The sequence below is a fragment of the Sinomonas sp. P10A9 genome (genome assembly GCF_041022165.1).
GTDB lineage: Bacteria > Actinomycetota > Actinomycetes > Actinomycetales > Micrococcaceae > Sinomonas > Sinomonas puerhi.
In genome coordinates, this window is record NZ_CP163302.1 from 452409 (window position 1) to 468581 (window position 16173).

Genomic DNA, 16173 nt, shown 5'->3' on the forward strand with positions numbered 1-16173 from the left:
GTTACTGTCGCTGTGGCCACCAGGAGAAGAAGGAATGACCAGCGTCGCCTTCCGCACGGACCTCACCACACGCGCCGCCTACGTCTCCGACGCGTCGATCTACCGACGCGTGCCGGCCGCCGTGGTCGAGCCCCACACCGTGGAGGACATTCGGGAGGCCCTCAGGACTGCCGCAGAGCGGGGGTGGCCTGTCACGTGCCGTGGCGGGGGCACCTCGGTGGCAGGGAACGCGATCGGCGACGGCCTCGTGATCGACACGAGCCGCTACTTCAACGAGATCCTCCAGATCGACCCTCAGGCCCGGACCGCACGCATCCGTCCCGGCGTGGTCTGCGACGCCCTCCGCGACGCAGCGGCACCCTTCGGGCTGACCTACGGCCCCGACCCGTCGACGCACTCCCGCTGCACGGTGGGCGGGATGGTGGCCAACAATGCCTGCGGTTCGCATTCGGTCGCGTGGGGCACAGCGGCCGAGAACCTGGTCTCCCTCAAGGTCATGCTCGCTGACGGCCGCGAGATCGAAATCGGCGCCGACTCCTGCAGCGACCCTGTGCTCGAGGACCGCCTGAGGCAGGTCCGCGACGCCCACCTCATGGTGCTCCGGACCGAGCTCGGGCAGTTCCCGCGGCAGGTTTCCGGGTATGGGCTGCACTATCTGCTCCCCGAGAACGGCTTCGACATGGCCAAGGTCTTCGCGGGGACCGAGGGGACGTGCGGGGTCATCACGGAGCTGACCGTCCGTCTCGTCGAGCGGCCGCAGGCGACAGCGCTCGCGGTGCTCGGATTCGCGGACGTGTTCGACGCCGCTGCCGCCGCGCCACTCCTGCGCCGGCCCGGCGTCTACACGGTCGAGGGGATGGGGGCCGACCTCCTGGCTGCCTTGCGTTCTCGGCCCGGACGGGAGACCGCCGGATCCGAGCTGCCCGAGGGTGGTGGCTGGCTCTACGTCGAGCTCGGCGCCGGGACCGCTGACGAGGCGGGCGACGCGGCCAGGTCCCTCGTCGACGCCCTGATGCGCGAGGGACGCATCCTGGACTCTGTGGTGGTCACCGGGCACGACGAGGCCCGGGCGCTGTGGACCATCCGCGAGGCCAGCGCGGGCATTGTCACGCGGCTCCCGGATGGGGGCGAGGCCTGGCCTGGTTGGGAGGACTCCGCCGTGCCTCCCGAGCACCTCGCGGACTACCTCCGCGACCTCTACGCGCTGCTCGGGAGGCACGGACTCCAGGGAATCCCGTTCGGCCACTTCGGCGAGGGATGCGTCCACCTCCGCATCGACTTCGGCCTCGGCACTGAGGATGGCGTCGCAGGTTACCGTTCCTTCATCGAGGAGGCCGCCGCGCTCGTCGCCCGACACGGCGGGTCCCTATCCGGCGAGCACGGCGACGGCCGCGCCCGCTCCGAGCTCCTCCCGGTGATCTACTCCGCTGAGGCGTTGGGGGCCTTCGCCGAGTTCAAGGCCGCCTTCGACCCCGACAACTTCTTCAACCCGGGGGTCCTGGTCGATGCCGAACCCATCGATCAAGGCATCCGTCCGGGTCCGGGCATCCGCCATTTCGACCTCACACCGGTGCACGCGTTCAGCCGTGACGGCGGCTCCTTCGTCAGCGCCACGAACCGCTGCGTGGGCGTCGGCCTGTGCCGATCCGACGTCGGCTCCATGTGCCCCTCCTACCAGGTCACCCGGGACGAGGTGCACTCGACCCGCGGGCGTGCGCGGATCCTGGCCGAGATGCTCCGCGGCGAGTCCGTGACCGACGGCTGGCAGTCCAAGGAGACGCTCGAGGCCTTGGACCTGTGCCTGTCCTGCAAAGCCTGCTCCTCCGAGTGCCCCGTCAACGTCGACATGGCCACCTACAAGGCCGAGTTCCTCTACCACCATTACAAGGGCAGGCTCCGGCCGATGGCGCACTATGCGATGGGCTGGCTGCCGCTCACGTCGAGGGTGCTCGAGGCGATCCCCGGCTCGGCGCGGCTGGCCAACTGGATCCTGGGCTTCCGCCCCGCCGAGGAGCTCGTCAAGCGCCTCGCGGGCATCGAGCCCAAGCGGCGCATGATCCACTTCGCGCCCGTCACGCTGCGGAAGTGGTTCGCCAAGCGCGCCGCCGCCATTGAGGCAGAAGGCGAGCGGCCCGCCGTCGTGCGTTCCACCGTCATGCTGTGGCCTGACACGTTGACGAACTTCAACGCGCCGGACGTCGGCCAGGCTGCCGTGGAGGTCCTCGAGGCGCTCGGCTACCGGGTCGTCCTGCCTCAGGGACAGGTGTGCTGCGGCCTGACCTGGCACTCGACAGGCCAGCTCGACATGGCCAAGAAGGTCATGAGCCAGTCCCTCGACGCGCTCGAGGAGGCACTCTCGCAGAATCTGCCGATCGTGGGACTCGAGCCCTCGTGCACCGTGATGCTCACCCACGAGATCACGGAGCTCCTCCCGGACGATCCACGGGCGGCCCAGCTTGCGGGCCGAGTGGTCACCCTCGCCGAGCTCGTCGCGGAGCACGACGGCGCGTGGCCCTTCGGCGTCGTCGACGCGCCCGCGATTTCGCAGGTGCACTGCCATCAGGAGGCCCAGGGCACCTATGACCCGGACATGGCCGTGCTCCGGAAGCTCGGGATCGACACCGATGTCATCGGATCGGGCTGCTGCGGACTCGCAGGGAACTTCGGATTCGAGCCGGGCCATTTCGAGGTCTCGCAGGCGCTCGGCGAACGGGAGCTGTTCCCGAAGGTCCGGGCCAAAGGAGAGTCCACGCTGGTTCTCGCCGACGGCTTCTCGTGCCGGACGCAGGTCCAGCAAGGAACGGGCGTCCGGGCCCAGCACCTGGCAGAGGTCCTTCGTGGGGCGCTCAGCTCAGAAGCTGGCGGTCAGAGCGTCCCACAGGGCGTCCCCGTCGAGGGCTAGGCCCAGCCTGGTGATGGTCTGGTCCACCAGGAGGCGGCCGGTGTGGTTGAGGTGGGCCCGCATTTCGGCCGCTGCGCGGGCGCCGTCGCCCGCCATGATGGCCTCGACGACCGGTGCGTGCTCCTGAACGATGGCCTGGAGGGAACGGTTCACGCCGGCAGTCGACGCCCCGAGGATGCGGGTCGTCACGCGAAGCTGGGCGATGATCGAGCGGATCCGGGTATTGCCCGAGGCGGCGAGGATGACGTCGTGGAGGCGCTGGTCATGGTGGAAGAACGTCTCGTCGTCGCCCGCCGCGGCGGCCTCTTCCATCCGGGCCATCGCGTCCTTCAGCGCCGCAGCGATCTCCGTATCGCTTCGCAGGGCGGCGGCCCGCGCCGCGGGAACCTCGAGCGCGAGGCGAATCGCGAAGATCTCGGCCACGTCTTCGGGACGGGGCTGGACCACCCTGAAACCCCTGTTCCGCTCGAAGCGCACGAGGCCAGCCTCCTCGAGCCGCAGCATGGCGTCCCGGACCGGCGAGCGGGAAACGTTGAACAGCTCCGCGAGCTGGTAGACCGAGTACAGCTCGCCCGGCTTCATCTCGCCGGACATGATGGCGGCCCGGACCTGCTTCATGACCTTGCCCGTGAGGGTTGTCTCGGGCTCACCGAGTGGTTCGAAGGTGAGATCCGGGTGAGGCATGGACTTCACCCTATCCCAGCGCGCCTACAGCTGTTTGAGCAGTTCCGCGACCGAGCCGAGTACCTGCTGGCTGGGCGTTCCTCGCCGGATCCGCGGGGCAGGGAGGCGTGAGCTGACCCGCGCAGGACGGCGGCCGGCCACCCACAGGTGACCGGCCTCCGTCGTTCGCCGCATTCCCGTCCCAGCGTCACACGGTCGTGTACCCGCCGTCCACGAGGTAGTAGCCGCCCGTGATGAAGGACGCCTCGTCGGAGAGCAGGAACGTCACGAGATGAGCGACCTCCTCAGGCCTGCCGAGGCGTCCGAGGACATGCTTGCCCTTGAGGGCCTCCACGACCTCAGGGGAGAGGCTGTTGTCCAGGAGCGGGGTATGGATGTAGCCGGGGCCCACCGAATTGATGCGCAGTCCCTGCGGCCCGTACTCGGCGGCGGCGTTCTTCGTGATGCCCACAACCCCGTGCTTCGCGGCCGTGTAGGCGCCGCTGCCGATGGCCGCGACGGTGCCGTGGATCGAGGCCATGTTCACGATCGAGCTGCCTTCGGCGCCGGCCTTGAGCATCTCGGGGATCTGGTAGCGCATCCCGTAGAGCACGCCGTTGAGGTTGATGCCGATGACCCGGTCCCAGTCGTCGAGGTCCGTCTCGCCCGCGGGGGCGGCCTTGCCGCCGATCCCCGCATTGTTGACCGCGTAGTTCAGCTTGCCGTACGTCTCGACGGCGAACTGGACCGACTTCTCGGAGTCCTCCTTCTTGGAGGTGTCGGCCTTGAACGCGGAGGCGACGCCGCCCGCGTCGGCGATCTCCTGGGCGACGCGCTGGGCGGCCTCGAGGTTGATGTCGGTCAGGACAACGCTCGCGCCCTTCGCCGCGAGTTCCTTGCCGATTGCCTCGCCGAGGCCCGAGCCCCCACCCGTCACGAGAGCTACCTTGCCGGTGAACTGTGCCATGTCGATCTCCTCTGCTATCGCTGGATCAGTCTCTGTCTGCTTCAGCAAAGGTTGAAGGATCGATATTTCCCGGACCGGAGTCTCGTTGGCGACACGCCTCCGTGATCCACCAGACTCACAGCTGCGTCAACAGCTCCGCGACCGAGCCGAGTACCTGGTTGGGCCGGAACGGGAACGCGGAAATGTCTTCCTCCCGCGTGATGCCCGAGAGCACGAGGACGGTGTGCAGCCCGGCCTCCATGCCCGCGATGATGTCAGTGTCCATGCGGTCGCCGATCATCGCCGTCGTCTCGGAATGCGCGTCGATCTGGTTCATTGCGGAGCGGAACATCATGGGATTCGGCTTGCCCACCGTGTACGGCTCGCGGCCGGTGGCCTTCGTGATGAGAGCTGCTATCGCCCCCGTGGCAGGCAGGACGCCGTCGCGCGAGGGGCCGGTCGCGTCCGGGTTGGTCGCGATGAAGCGGGCCCCGTCGAGGATGAGGCGGATCGCCGTGGTGATCGCGTTGAACGAGTACGTGCGCGTCTCGCCGAGCACCACGTAGTCCGGGTCCTGGTCGGTGAGGATCATTCCGGCCTCGTGGAGCGCCGTCGTGAGCCCCGCCTCGCCGATCACGTAGATACGCGCGCCCGGCATCTGGTCCTTGAGGAATACCGCGGTAGCCAGCGCCGACGTCCAGATGTTCTCCTCCGGAATGGACAGGCCCGAGGTCTGGAGGCGCGCGGCGAGGTCGCGCGGGGTGTAGATCGAGTTGTTCGTCAGGACGAGGAAGCGCCGGGACGTGTCGACCCAGCGCTGGATGAGCTCCGCGGCGCCCGGGATCGCGTGGTTCTCATGGACGAGCACGCCGTCCATATCGGTTAGCCAGCACTCGATGTCCTCGCCGCTGCGGTACGTGACGTTCATTTCACTCATGGACGGCTCCTGATCGGGAGGTGAGGGGACGCGCACGACGGCGGACGCACCCTCAGTCTTCCATCCCGCCTTAAGTCTGGGCTATGTTTCCGCATCTGCGGAGCATTTTGCTGGATCGAACCGCAATCGCGGAACTATACTCAGACGATGGGCCTCATCCGCATCTCCGACGCAGCCCGCCTCACCGGCGTCTCCGACGACACGGTCCGCCGCTGGGTCGACGCGGGCACCCTCACTGCCCACAAGGACGACTCTGGTCGCGCTGCCGTTGACGGCGCGGAGCTCGCCGCGCACGCCCGCGGCATCGCGGCGGCGACGCCGGATTCCTCGGGGGTCGCCCGATCGGCGCGGAACCAGTTCACCGGGCTCGTGACCGAGGTGACCGTGGACAAGGTCATGGCGCAGGTCGAGATGCAGTGCGGGCCGCACCGCATCGTGTCCCTCATGAGCTCCGAGGCCGTGCGCGAGCTCGGACTTGAGCCTGGGTCCGTCGCGACCGCCGTCGTCAAGGCAACGACCGTGATCGTCGAGACGGCCTCAGGGCGTGCTCTGTGATGACGTGCCCTGTGATGACGGGCCCTGTGAGGGCGCGCCTCGGCGCGCTCGCGGCCCTGCTCGTCTTGCTCTCCGCGGGGCTGCTCACTGCGTGCGGAAGCACGACGGCGGGTGGTGCGGCCGCGTCGTCGTCCGCCGTCAGCACGGGACGGCACACCATCACCGTGTTCGCCGCCGCATCCCTCAAGCAGACGTTCACGCTCCTGGGGAAGCAGTTCGAGGCCGCGCACTCCGGGACGACCGTGGCGTTCAGCTTCGCGGGGTCCTCGGACCTTGCGGCGCAGATCGCCCAGGGGGCCCCGGCCGACGTGTTCGCTTCGGCGGACACCAAGAACATGGACAAGGTCACCGGACCCGGGCTCGCCGACGGCGAGGCCAATGACTTCGCGACCAATGTGCTCACCATCGCCGTCCGGCCGGGCAACCCATCCGGGATCGCCGCTCTTGCGGACCTCACTAAGCCCGGCGTGAAGCTCGTGGAGTGCGCGGCGCAGGTGCCGTGCGGGTCTGCGGCGCAGGCGGCGGCGAAGGCGGCAGGCAACGGGGCCGGTGTGACCTTGAAGCCGGTGTCCGAGGAGTCCAACGTGACGGACGTGCTCGGCAAGGTCATCTCCGGCGAGGCCGACGCTGGCCTGGTGTACGTCACGGACGTCAAGGGTGCCTCCGGGAAGGTCGACTCGGTGCCGTTCCCCGAGGCCTCGGCGGCCGTGAACCACTATCCGATCGCCGTGCTGCGCGACTCGAAGGACAAGGACCCCGCCCGCGCGTTCGTTGCCTATGTCTCCAGCCCCGAGGGACGGAAGGTGCTCGCGGATGCCGGATTCGGCGCCCCCTGACCCCGCGACGCAGGGAGCTGACCCCGCATCGTTGGGAGGTGACCCCGCATCGTTGGGAGGTGACCCCGCAACGTTGGGAGGTGACCCCGCATCGTTGGGAGGTGACCCCGCAACGTTGGGACCTGACCCCGCACCGTCGGGACCTGACCCCGCAACGTCGGGACCTGACCCCGCATTGTTGGGAGGTGACCCCGGGTCCGGATTAGGACGCGGGGTCACCTTTCAGCGATCTGGGGTCAGGTCCCGTGGGTTCACGGGTCTCCCGGGGTGGATCTGGGTGCCTGCGACGGTGGGCGCGCTCTTCGTCGTTGTACCGCTCGTGGGAATCCTGGCCCGCGTGGACTGGGCCCACTTCGTTTTGCTCGTCACCTCGGGATCCTCACTCGCCGCTCTCCGGCTGAGCCTCGAAACCGCGGTGGCGAGCACCGTCGTCGTCCTTGTCTTAGGCGTGCCGATGGCCATGGCCCTCGCGCGAGGCAACGTGCCGGGGCTGCGTTGGCTGCGAGCGCTTGTACTCCTGCCGCTCGTCCTGCCGCCCGTGGTCGGCGGCCTCGCGCTCCTCTACACGTTCGGGCGCCTGGGCCTCGTAGGCCGCTGGTTGGACGTGGCCGGCGTCCAGATTGCCTTCACCACCACGGCGGTGGTGATGGCGCAGGCCTTCGTGTCGCTGCCGTTCCTCGTTGTCTCACTCGAGGGCGCGCTGCGCACGGCGGGCGGGCGGTACGAGGCCGTCGCCGCGACGCTCGGAGCGACCCCCACCCATACGTTTCGCCGCGTCACCCTGCCGCTCGTGCTCCCGGGCCTCGCGTCCGGACTCGTCCTCGCGTTCGCGCGCAGCCTCGGCGAGTTCGGCGCGACATTGACGTTCGCGGGCAGCCTCCAGGGCGTCACGCGGACGCTTCCCCTCGAGGTGTACCTGCAGCGCGAGACCGACCCGGACGCCGCCGTGGCACTGGCCTTGGTGCTCGTCGCGGTCGCGGCCGCCGTCGTGGGCCTCGCCTACGGCCGACGGGCGGGGGGACTGCGGTGAGCTTCCTGACGGTCGACGCCGGCCTGGCCGCCCGCGGTGTGCACCTCGCGGTCGGCGTGGCAGAGGGCGAGACGGTGGCGGTGATGGGGCCCAACGGCGCCGGGAAGTCGACGCTCTTCGGCCTGTGCGCCGGGCTCCTGCGGCCCGACTCGGGGCGCGTGGCGCTGGACGGTCGAGTCCTCGCCGACGCCCGCAGCACCTGGATCCCGCCCCACCGGCGGGGGGTCGCGCTGCTCGCGCAGGAGCCGCTGCTGTTCCCGCACCTGAGCGTGCTCGAGAACGTGGCCTTCGCGCCCCGCGCGGCGGGCGCCTCCCGCGCGACAGCACGGACCGCCGCCGAGTACTGGCTCGGCGAGGTCGACGCCGCGGACCTCGCCTCCCGTCGGCCCGCCCAGCTCTCGGGCGGTCAGGCGCAGCGGGTCGCGATCGCCCGGGCGCTCGCAGCCGAGCCACGCGTCCTGCTGCTCGACGAGCCATTCGCCGCGCTCGACGTCGCCGCCGCCCCGGCCCTGCGTCGGCTCCTGCGCCGGGTCCTCACGGGCCGGACCGCGCTCGTCGTGACGCATGAGCCGCTCGATGCGCATCTGCTGGCCGATCGGGTCGTGGTGCTCGAGGGCGGCCGGGTCGCTGAGTCCGGCCCGACGGCCGAGCTGCTCGAACGCCCCCGAAGCCCGTTCGCTGCGGGGCTCGCCGGGCTCAACTTCCTCCGCGGGCGCGCCGTCGTCTGGGGTCCAACCGCGCGCACGACGCCGCCCGGCCACCTTCGCGTCGTCGGCCTCGGCGAGGTGTCGGGCACGGTCCCGGACGGTGCCGACACCCCTGCCGCGGGCGAGGAGGCGATCGCCGTTTTCCGCCCGGCGGATGTCTCCGTGTTCCGGCCCGAGAGCGCCCCGCACGGATCGCCGCGGAACGCGTGGGCCGCTGCGGTCCGCGAGCTCGAGCCGCGGGGTGCCCAGGTGCGGGTTCACTGCGATGCGGGCAGCCACGTGATCGTCGCGGACCTGACCCCCGCTGCCGCCGCCGAACTCGATCTGGGCCCGGACGTCGCCGTCGTGCTCATGGCGAAGGCGGCGGCAGTGTCGGTGTACGCGGCGTAGGCCTCAGCGAGGAGCGTCGCTGCTCCCGGCGGCCGCTTGACTGCTGGCGGTCTCAACCGCGGCCGCAGCCCTCACTCGTGTCTTGGGGCCGAAGAATGCGACCGCGAGCGCGCCCACGAGCCAGGTTCCCGCGATGAAGATGAAGACGCTCTGGTATCCGCTGCCGTTGTAGAGCGCTGCGATGATGAGCGGCCCAATGGCGTTGGAGAGCCGGCCCAAGCCGTACGAGACGCCGGTGCCGAGTGAACGGGCCCTGGTATCGAAGAGCTCCGGCGAGTAGGCGTAGGCCACGGCGGTGTAGCCGCGCTCGAACATGTTCACGAGGAAGCCGAAGGCGACGATCATGATCGGGTTGAACGTGAGGCCGTACAGCAGGCCACTGATCGCGATGGCCGTCCCGAAGACCGCGAGGGACCACTTCCGCTCGAAGCGGTCGGAGACGAGGGCGGCGATGAAGGATCCGAGGGGAGCCCCCACCGTGGTGAGGGCCACGTAGAAGATCGAGCTCTCAACGCTGAAGCCCTGCTTGGAGAGCAGTGTCGGAGCCCAGCTTGAATAGCCGAAGAAGCCGATGGTCTGTGTCACCCAGAGGAGGGAGAGGAGAAGGGTCGGCGCGAGGTATTTCTTCTGCAGGAGCATCCTGACGTGGGCCTTCGCCTGGGGCGCGACCGCCACCGGTGCCTCCGGCGCGGGGAGGGGGCCCTTCTCCGCAGACACCATGTCTTCGATCTCGCGGAGGACCTCGTCGGCGCGCTCGGGCATGCCCATGCTCTCGTACCAGCGGGGTGATTCCTTGAGGTGCCGGATGAACAGGACGAAGAACAGTCCCATGGCGCCCCACAGGTAGACCAGTCGCCACGACCAGTCGGAGAGCGGGACGACGGCGCTCGCAATGAGATTGGTGACCGGAGTGCCGCAGATGCCGATCACGATCGCGTAGGCCTGGTACTTGCCCCGGACGGCCGCGGGGAACAGTTCGCTCACATAGATGACGGCCACCACGGTCATCGCCGAGAGGCCTGCGGAGGTCAGGACCCGGAAGAACCCGAGGGACACGACGTCCCAGGAGAAGACTGACGTGAGGGAGAAGACCGCGAACCAGACGGTCGTCCACGTCAGTGCCTTCTTGCGGCCCCAGCGGTCGGCGATCCAGCCCGCCGCGAGGGATCCGAGGAACATGCCGACGAAGGACAGGGAGGTCACGTAGGCGATCTGGTCCACCGTGACGCCCCAGAGCTTGATGAGCTTCGGTGCCGTGGTGGCGAAGGTGTTGGTGTCCGCGAACTCGAAGAAGTAGGCGAAGGAGACGGCTAAGAGGGTGATCTTGTGGAAGCGAGAGATGGGCAGTCGGTTGAGACGGCTCACGACGTTGGGATTCTGCATTGAAGCCCTTTCGCGGATGTCGACAGTGATGGGACGAGGACGAGCCTAGGTTGGAACAAAATTGTTGACAAACCTCCATGGGTGTCAGGGGCCGCCACGACTACGCTTGTCCGGTGACTGAACAGCGCGAGGAGGACGCCGCCGTCGTGCGCGCGGATGGCGAGCGGGAACACGTGGTGGGAGTCGGACCGTGGAAGGGCATGTGGCCCGAGGGCGAGCGCTGGGACCCCGAGCTGCTCGCGCACGGAGACCGCCGCAACGTCCTGGACAAGTACCGGTACTGGACGCATGAGGCGATCGTCGCGGAGCTCGACTCGCGGCGGCACGAGTTCCACGTGGCGATCGAGAACTGGCAGCACGATCTCAACATCGGCACCGTGGTGCGCACCGCCAACGCGTTCCTCGCCAAGGAGGTGCACATCATCGGACGACGGCGATGGAACCGCCGCGGCGCGATGGTCACCGACCGCTACCAGCACGTCCGGCACCATCCCACGGTCGAGGACTTCGTCGAATGGGCGCGGTCCGAAGACCTGCCGATCCTCGGGGTGGACATCTTCCCCGACTCGGTGCCGCTCGAGACCTATGAGCTTCCGCGGCGATGCGTGCTCGTGTTCGGTCAGGAGGGGCCGGGGCTCACGCCGGAGGTGCATGCGGCGGCAGAGGCGACGCTCTCGATCGAGCAGTTCGGTTCGACCCGGTCCATCAATGCGGCGTCGGCGGCAGCGATCGCGATGCACGCGTGGGTGCGGCGGTGGGAGTTCGGGCAGCACGCGACCGGTGGTTGAGCGGCGCGGGACAGGGACCTGCGTGGTTGCGGATCCCGCCGTCGTGCGCTGCGTAGCTCCTACGAGGCCGACCACGACGCGAGAGGTTCCGCAGCCCCCGGGACACCTGACACACTGGCATTCCCTGAGCGCCTACGAAGGGACGCCTCCATGGCTAACACCCCGAGCATCATCGTCTTCGACGTCAACGAGACCCTCTCCGACATGTCTCCGATGGGGGAGCGGTTCGCCGACGCCGGGGCCCCCGCATATCTCGCCAAACAGTGGTTCGCCTCTCTTCTGCGGGACGGCTTCGCCCTCGCGGCGACCGGTGATTCGGCCGGCTTTGCGGCGGTCGGCATCGAGCTCCTCACGCCGTTGCTCGACGCCGCCGGAGTCGCCGACCCCGGACAGGCCGCGCAGCGGCTCGCTTCATCGGTCGCGGATCTGCCGCTGCACCCCGACGTGGTCGACGGCGTTCGCTCCCTCCGCGACGCGGGGCATTCTCTGGTGACGCTCACCAACGGCTCCGCCAAAGTCGCCGAGAAGCTCTTCACCGCGGCTGGAATCCTGGACGCGTTCGAGAAGCTGCTCTCGGTCGAGGATGCGCCCGCGTGGAAGCCGCATCCGGCGTCATACCGGTATGCCGCCGAGGCCTGCGGGAAGCGCCCGGAGGAGATGCTGCTCGTCGCCGTCCACCCGTGGGACATCCACGGCGCCGCGCGGGCCGGCCTCCGCACGGCGTGGGTGAGCCGGGACGGCTCCCCGTACCCGCGCTACTTTACGGCGCCGGACATCACCATCACATCGCTGGATCAACTCGTCGGCGCGCTTGCCTGAAGGTCGACGGCCGGACGCCTTTGAAGGTCAAGTGCACTCGACCAGCACGGCGGGGCCGTTTCGACTGTGCTCAACGCCGGTGGGCTGCTGAACCACCGTATCGATGCCGGTCACGAGACCGAGCAATGCCAGATGCTGGAGGTGGGCTGCGGTCTCGCTGAGCGCGAGTCGGAACTGGAGCCGATGCAGGGAATCAAACCCTCGCGACCATGAGATGTCCCGGGCCACGGAGTAGACGGTAGGGTCGCGTTGCACGGACGCAGCCTCGCGGACCTGCCGCGAGCGCTCCTCGGTCGCCACGCGCAGCTGCCGCGCCCGGAGGCCGGGCCCCCGGAACCGGTATTCGTGGGCAGGAAGGACCTCGTAGTGGTCGGCCAGCTCGACGCGCTGGAGAGAGCGAACGTAGCTCCCGACGGGGTCGGGGTCGCCTCGGATCTCGAGCGAGACGTTCGGCGTGATCCGGGGAAGGAGATGATCGCCGCTGAGGAACACCGCGCGGTTGGCCAGCTCGAGGCAGAGATGCCCGGGCGTGTGCCCTGGCGTCTCGATGACGCGGATCGGGTCGTGGCCCGACAGTGCGGCGCCGAACGGCACCGCGTCCCCGGACGCAAGGCGGAAGTCCGCGTCGGCCAAGCCGCGCAGGTGCTCGAGGCCCTTGACGGTCATTGCCCCCTCGGCGACCCGCGACTCGGGCACGCCCCAGCGCCGCATGCGCTCGCGGTCCAGCTCGACCTCCTCGCGCGCGTCCTCGTAGACCGACAAATACCGGCGCTCCGCCTCACCGAGCCCGATGGGCGCCCCGGACACCCGCGAGAGCCGGCATGCCATGCCGAGATGGTCGGTGTGGAAGTGCGTCGCGATGATGCAGGTGACCTCCCCGGCGCCGATGCCGGCAGCACCGAGGCCAGCCGTGAGATGCCCCCAGCCCTCGTCGCTGTCGAAGCCGGGGTCTACGACGAGGCATTCATCGCCCTCGACGAGCACGTAGCTCAGCGTGTAGCGCATGGGGTTGCCCGGGAATGGGATCGGGACGGACCAGAGCCCGTCGTCGAGCCGCTCAACTGGCGGGAATGCCTTCGCGAGCCACGCTTCACGCTGGGCTGTGCCCGTGACCTCGACAGCCATCAGGCGTGCTGCGGGTCGAAGAGCCGGAAGATCTGCGTCGCGCCGCCGTCGATCACGAGGTCGGCGCCGTTGATGCTGCGGGCGTCGTCGGTGAGCACGAAGGCGATGAGCGCCCCGATCTCCTCGGGTTCAACGACCCGACCAGTGGGAACCTTGTTCGGCACCTGGTCGCGGACCTCCTGGATGACCATCTGGGTGTCGACCACCCCCGGGCACACGGAGTTGACGGTGATCCCGGTGCCCCAGAAGTCCATAAGCAGCGACCGGGTGAGGTTGGAGAGCCCGGCCTTCGACGCCGCGTAGCTCGGGTAGGGGTACCCGGTGGTACCCGCGATGGAGGAGATGTTGACGATTCGGCCGAAGTCGGCGTCGAGCATGTCTTGCGCGAACTCGCGGATCACGGCGAACGGGCCTACGAGGTTGATGTCGAGTACCTTCGCGAATGAGGCGGCATCGTGGTCCAGAAGCATCTTGCGGTCAAGCACGCCGGCGGCGTTGACGATGGCCTGGACGGCCCCGACCTGCTCGAGGGCGTCGCGGCGCAGGCGCTTGACGTCGTCGGGTGTCGTGACGTCCGCGGCGAACGCGAACGCCTTCCCGCCATCTGACCGCACTGCCTCGGCGGCGGCTTCGGCACGCTCGGCGTCGATGTCCACGCACAGGAGCGTGTGCCCGGCGTCGGCGAGGCGTCGGTTGATGCCGCGGCACATTCCGCCGCCGGCACCGGTGATGAGGACGTTGAGACTGCGCAAGGCGGCCTTCCTTTCGTGGTCAGCGTGGTTTCTTCAGGAGGCGAGGCTGGGAACGGCGTGCGGGTTGTCGGGGTGGAGTGGGTAGTCGGTGTAGCCGGCCTCCCCGCCGCCGTAGAGCCCCTCACGCCGGAGCGGCTCAAGCTCGGCGCCGGCCTGAAAGCGGTATGGAAGGTCCGGGTTGGCGATGAACAGCCGGCCGAACCCTACGAGGTCCGCGGTCCCGGCCTCGATGCGGGCCGCGGCCGACTCCGCTGTGTGCCCGCCGGTCACGATCACTGGACCGGCGAAGTGCGCCGCGAGATCGCTGGTAGGTACGACGGCGGCTCGGTCGCCTTCCACATCGACCGAACCAGCGATCCCGGGCTCGACGAAGTGGAGATAGGCGAGACCCCGCGCCGAAGCCAGCCGCACGACGGCCGAGTACACCCCGCGCTTATCCGGATCCCGCATGTCCATCCACGTGGACGACGGCGAGAGCCTCAGCCCCACGCGGTCCATCGGCATGCCCTCTGCGAGCGCATCGAGGATCTCGGCGAGGAACCGGACCCGATTGCTGAAGGTGCCCCCGTACCGGTCGGTGCGCCCGTTCGAGCTCGCGTTGAGGAACTGGTCGATGAGGTAGCCGTTCGCGCCGTGGAGCTCGACGCCGTCGAACCCCGCATCGAGCGCATTCCGCGCGGCCGCAGCGAACTGCGCCACGATCTCGGCGATGCCCGCTTCGGTGAGCTCGCGCGGCACCTCGAATGGGATGCGTCCGGCGGGGGAGCGGTACAGGTCGCCGATGATCGGGATGGCCGACGGCGCGCACGGCGACAGGCCGTCGGGCTGCACCATGGAGTGGGCCTGACGGCCGACGTGCCACAGCTGTGCGTAGACGAGGGCGCCCCGGCCCTTCGCGGCCGCGACGACCGGCTTCCACGCCTCAACCTGCCTGGCCGTGTACAGCCCCGGAACGCGAGCGTACGAGGCCCCCTGGGGCGAGACGACGGTCCCCTCCGACACCACAAGCCCTGCGCCGGACCGCTGGCGGTAGTACTCGGCCATGAGCGGCGTGGGCACGCCGTCCTGGGTGGCCCTGCTGCGGGTCAGGGGCGCGAGCACAATCCTGTTCGGGGCGTCGAGGCCGCCAATCACGGCGGACTCGAACAACCGGTCGAGGGTGGGCGCAGCTTTCGCGGCGGCCATCAGTACGACCTCGGCAGGCCGAGCATCTTCTCGCCCAAGTAGTTGCGGATCATCTCGTCGGTCAGCGGTGCGAACGTGTAGAGCCGCGCGTCGCGGAAGTACCGCTGCATGGGCAGTTCGCGCGCGTAGCCCCAGCCGCCCATGAGCCGCATCCCGGCGTCGGTGGTGAAGGTCGCTGCCTCGGAGGCGGCAAGCTTCGCGAGCGCTGAGTCGACGTCGCCGCTAGGGTCCCCGGCCTCGGCTGCCCTCACAGCGCGCTCGAGGAGCAGCACGGCGGACTCGATCTTGAGCCGGGCGTCCACGAGGGAGTGCTGGAGGGCCTGGAACGCGCCGATGGGTCGACCGAAGGCCTCGCGGGACTTGGCCCAGTCGAGCGCGACGTCGAACGCGCCGCGCGCGATGCCGAGGGCCACGGCCGCGGCGTTGAGACGCTCGCCGTTGAGCGTGCCGATCACCTGGCGGAAGCCGCGGTCGGGCTCTCCGAGCACGTTGGCCGCCGGGACGCGGACGTCGTCGAGGAAGATGTCCGTCTGGGCGAGACTGCGGATGCCCATGGTGTCGATCTCGCGTGTCTCGATGCCGGGCGTGGAGCGGGGCACGATGAAGGTCGTGATGCCCCCTATCGCCGATGTCCCGATTTCGGTGGTCCGCGCGAGCAGCAGCATGTAGCCACAGTCCATGGCCCCGCCGATCCACCGCTTGCGTCCGGAGATCGAGTACGAGCCGTCGGGCAGGCGCGTCGCGGTGGTCTTCATGGCGCGCGCGACGTCTGTGCCGCCGTCGGGCTCGCTGAGCGCGAAGGAGGCGTGGACGTCGCCAGCGAGCAGGGGCGCAAGGTGCGCGTCCTTTTGCGCTGGCGTGCCGTGGGCAGAGAGGAGTTGGACGGCCATGTACTGCACCACGAACGCCACGGCCATCGAGGTCGGGCCCGCTGCGAGCTCGGTCAGGACTGCGGCCTGGTGCGCGTGGCTGAGCTTGCCCGAGTCGTCGAGGGCCCCGGAGAGGAGTCCGGCGTGGGCGAGCGCATGGAACAGCTCGTGGTCGAAGCGTTCGGCCTCGTCGAACTCCCGGACACGGTTCGCTGGGGCGTGCTCGGAGATCACGGCGCGGACGACGTCGGTCGCGGCCTTGGGTTGCCGGGTCACGGTTGTCATG

15 protein-coding genes are annotated in these 16173 nt (G+C 69.3%); 7 read left to right on the forward strand and 8 right to left on the reverse strand.

Translation table 11 applies throughout. The features are described from left to right. The first annotated feature begins 34 nt into the window (after positions 1–34). On the forward strand, positions 35–2902 hold the full coding sequence (locus tag AB5L97_RS02010; protein ID WP_369046253.1) for an FAD-linked oxidase C-terminal domain-containing protein: 2868 nt from the start codon (positions 35–37) through the stop codon (positions 2900–2902). Here the strand turns inward: AB5L97_RS02010 and AB5L97_RS02015 are convergent. The 3 genes from AB5L97_RS02015 to AB5L97_RS02025 form a co-directional block, all read right to left on the reverse strand. Next, a complete protein-coding gene (locus tag AB5L97_RS02015) occupies positions 2852–3586 on the reverse strand; it encodes a GntR family transcriptional regulator (protein ID WP_369046254.1) in 735 nt (244 codons plus the stop codon). The genes AB5L97_RS02010 and AB5L97_RS02015 overlap by 51 nt on opposite strands. A gap of 187 nt (positions 3587–3773) precedes the next feature. Beyond that, complete coding sequence (locus AB5L97_RS02020) at positions 3774–4532, reverse strand: SDR family NAD(P)-dependent oxidoreductase (protein ID WP_369046255.1); 759 nt, start codon at positions 4530–4532, stop codon at positions 3774–3776. Positions 4533–4647: 115 nt separating this feature from the next. Then, positions 4648–5448 (reverse strand): HAD-IIA family hydrolase, encoded by an 801-nt coding sequence (locus AB5L97_RS02025; protein WP_369046256.1) that lies wholly within the window; start codon positions 5446–5448, stop codon positions 4648–4650. A gap of 147 nt (positions 5449–5595) precedes the next feature. Here AB5L97_RS02025 and AB5L97_RS02030 point away from each other — a divergent pair, with 147 nt between their 5' ends. From AB5L97_RS02030 to AB5L97_RS02045, 4 genes are all read left to right on the forward strand, one after another. Continuing rightward, positions 5596–6003 carry a TOBE domain-containing protein gene (locus AB5L97_RS02030; RefSeq protein ID WP_307956993.1) on the forward strand — a complete coding sequence of 136 codons (408 nt, stop codon included), beginning with the start codon at positions 5596–5598 and terminating at the stop codon, positions 6001–6003. Positions 6004–6017: 14 nt separating this feature from the next. After that, a complete protein-coding gene (gene modA, locus AB5L97_RS02035; RefSeq protein WP_369046257.1) occupies positions 6018–6839 on the forward strand; it encodes a molybdate ABC transporter substrate-binding protein in 822 nt (273 codons plus the stop codon). A gap of 277 nt (positions 6840–7116) precedes the next feature. After that, entirely contained in the window at positions 7117–7869 is a 753-nt protein-coding gene (locus AB5L97_RS02040) for an ABC transporter permease (RefSeq protein WP_423246817.1), read from the forward strand. Continuing rightward, positions 7866–8966, forward strand: a complete 1101-nt coding sequence (locus AB5L97_RS02045) for a sulfate/molybdate ABC transporter ATP-binding protein (protein ID WP_369046258.1) — start codon at positions 7866–7868, stop codon at positions 8964–8966. The genes AB5L97_RS02040 and AB5L97_RS02045 overlap by 4 nt, the downstream gene beginning before the upstream one ends. A 3-nt stretch (positions 8967–8969) precedes the next feature. Here the strand turns inward: AB5L97_RS02045 and AB5L97_RS02050 are convergent, their stop codons facing one another. Further along, positions 8970–10349: an MFS transporter gene (locus AB5L97_RS02050; protein ID WP_369046259.1), complete on the reverse strand. Its 1380-nt coding sequence runs from the start codon at positions 10347–10349 to the stop codon at positions 8970–8972. Positions 10350–10549: 200 nt separating this feature from the next. On the opposite strand from AB5L97_RS02050, the gene AB5L97_RS02055 reads away from it, so the two are divergent. Both AB5L97_RS02055 and AB5L97_RS02060 read left to right on the forward strand, forming a co-directional pair. After that, positions 10550–11137 (forward strand): TrmH family RNA methyltransferase, encoded by a 588-nt coding sequence (locus tag AB5L97_RS02055; protein ID WP_369047335.1) that lies wholly within the window; start codon positions 10550–10552, stop codon positions 11135–11137. A 150-nt stretch (positions 11138–11287) separates the two neighbouring features. Next, on the forward strand, positions 11288–11956 hold the full coding sequence (locus AB5L97_RS02060; protein ID WP_307956989.1) for a haloacid dehalogenase type II: 669 nt from the start codon (positions 11288–11290) through the stop codon (positions 11954–11956). Between the two features lie 27 nt (positions 11957–11983). Here the strand turns inward: AB5L97_RS02060 and AB5L97_RS02065 are convergent, their stop codons facing one another. The 4 genes from AB5L97_RS02065 to AB5L97_RS02080 are packed head-to-tail and all read right to left on the reverse strand — an operon-like array spanning position 11984 to position 16172. Then, positions 11984–13081 carry an MBL fold metallo-hydrolase gene (locus tag AB5L97_RS02065; RefSeq protein WP_369046260.1) on the reverse strand — a complete coding sequence of 366 codons (1098 nt, stop codon included), beginning with the start codon at positions 13079–13081 and terminating at the stop codon, positions 11984–11986. Continuing rightward, the gene (locus tag AB5L97_RS02070; protein ID WP_307956987.1) at positions 13081–13833 is read right to left on the reverse strand and encodes an SDR family NAD(P)-dependent oxidoreductase; all 753 of its coding nucleotides are present in this window, start codon (positions 13831–13833) and stop codon (positions 13081–13083) included. The genes AB5L97_RS02065 and AB5L97_RS02070 overlap by 1 nt, the downstream gene beginning before the upstream one ends. A 33-nt stretch (positions 13834–13866) precedes the next feature. After that, positions 13867–15018 carry an alkene reductase gene (locus AB5L97_RS02075; protein WP_369046261.1) on the reverse strand — a complete coding sequence of 384 codons (1152 nt, stop codon included), beginning with the start codon at positions 15016–15018 and terminating at the stop codon, positions 13867–13869. Next, positions 15018–16172, reverse strand: a complete 1155-nt coding sequence (locus AB5L97_RS02080) for an acyl-CoA dehydrogenase family protein (protein ID WP_307956985.1) — start codon at positions 16170–16172, stop codon at positions 15018–15020. Before AB5L97_RS02080 ends, AB5L97_RS02075 begins: the two co-directional genes overlap by 1 nt. Position 16173: the final 1 nt, after the last annotated feature.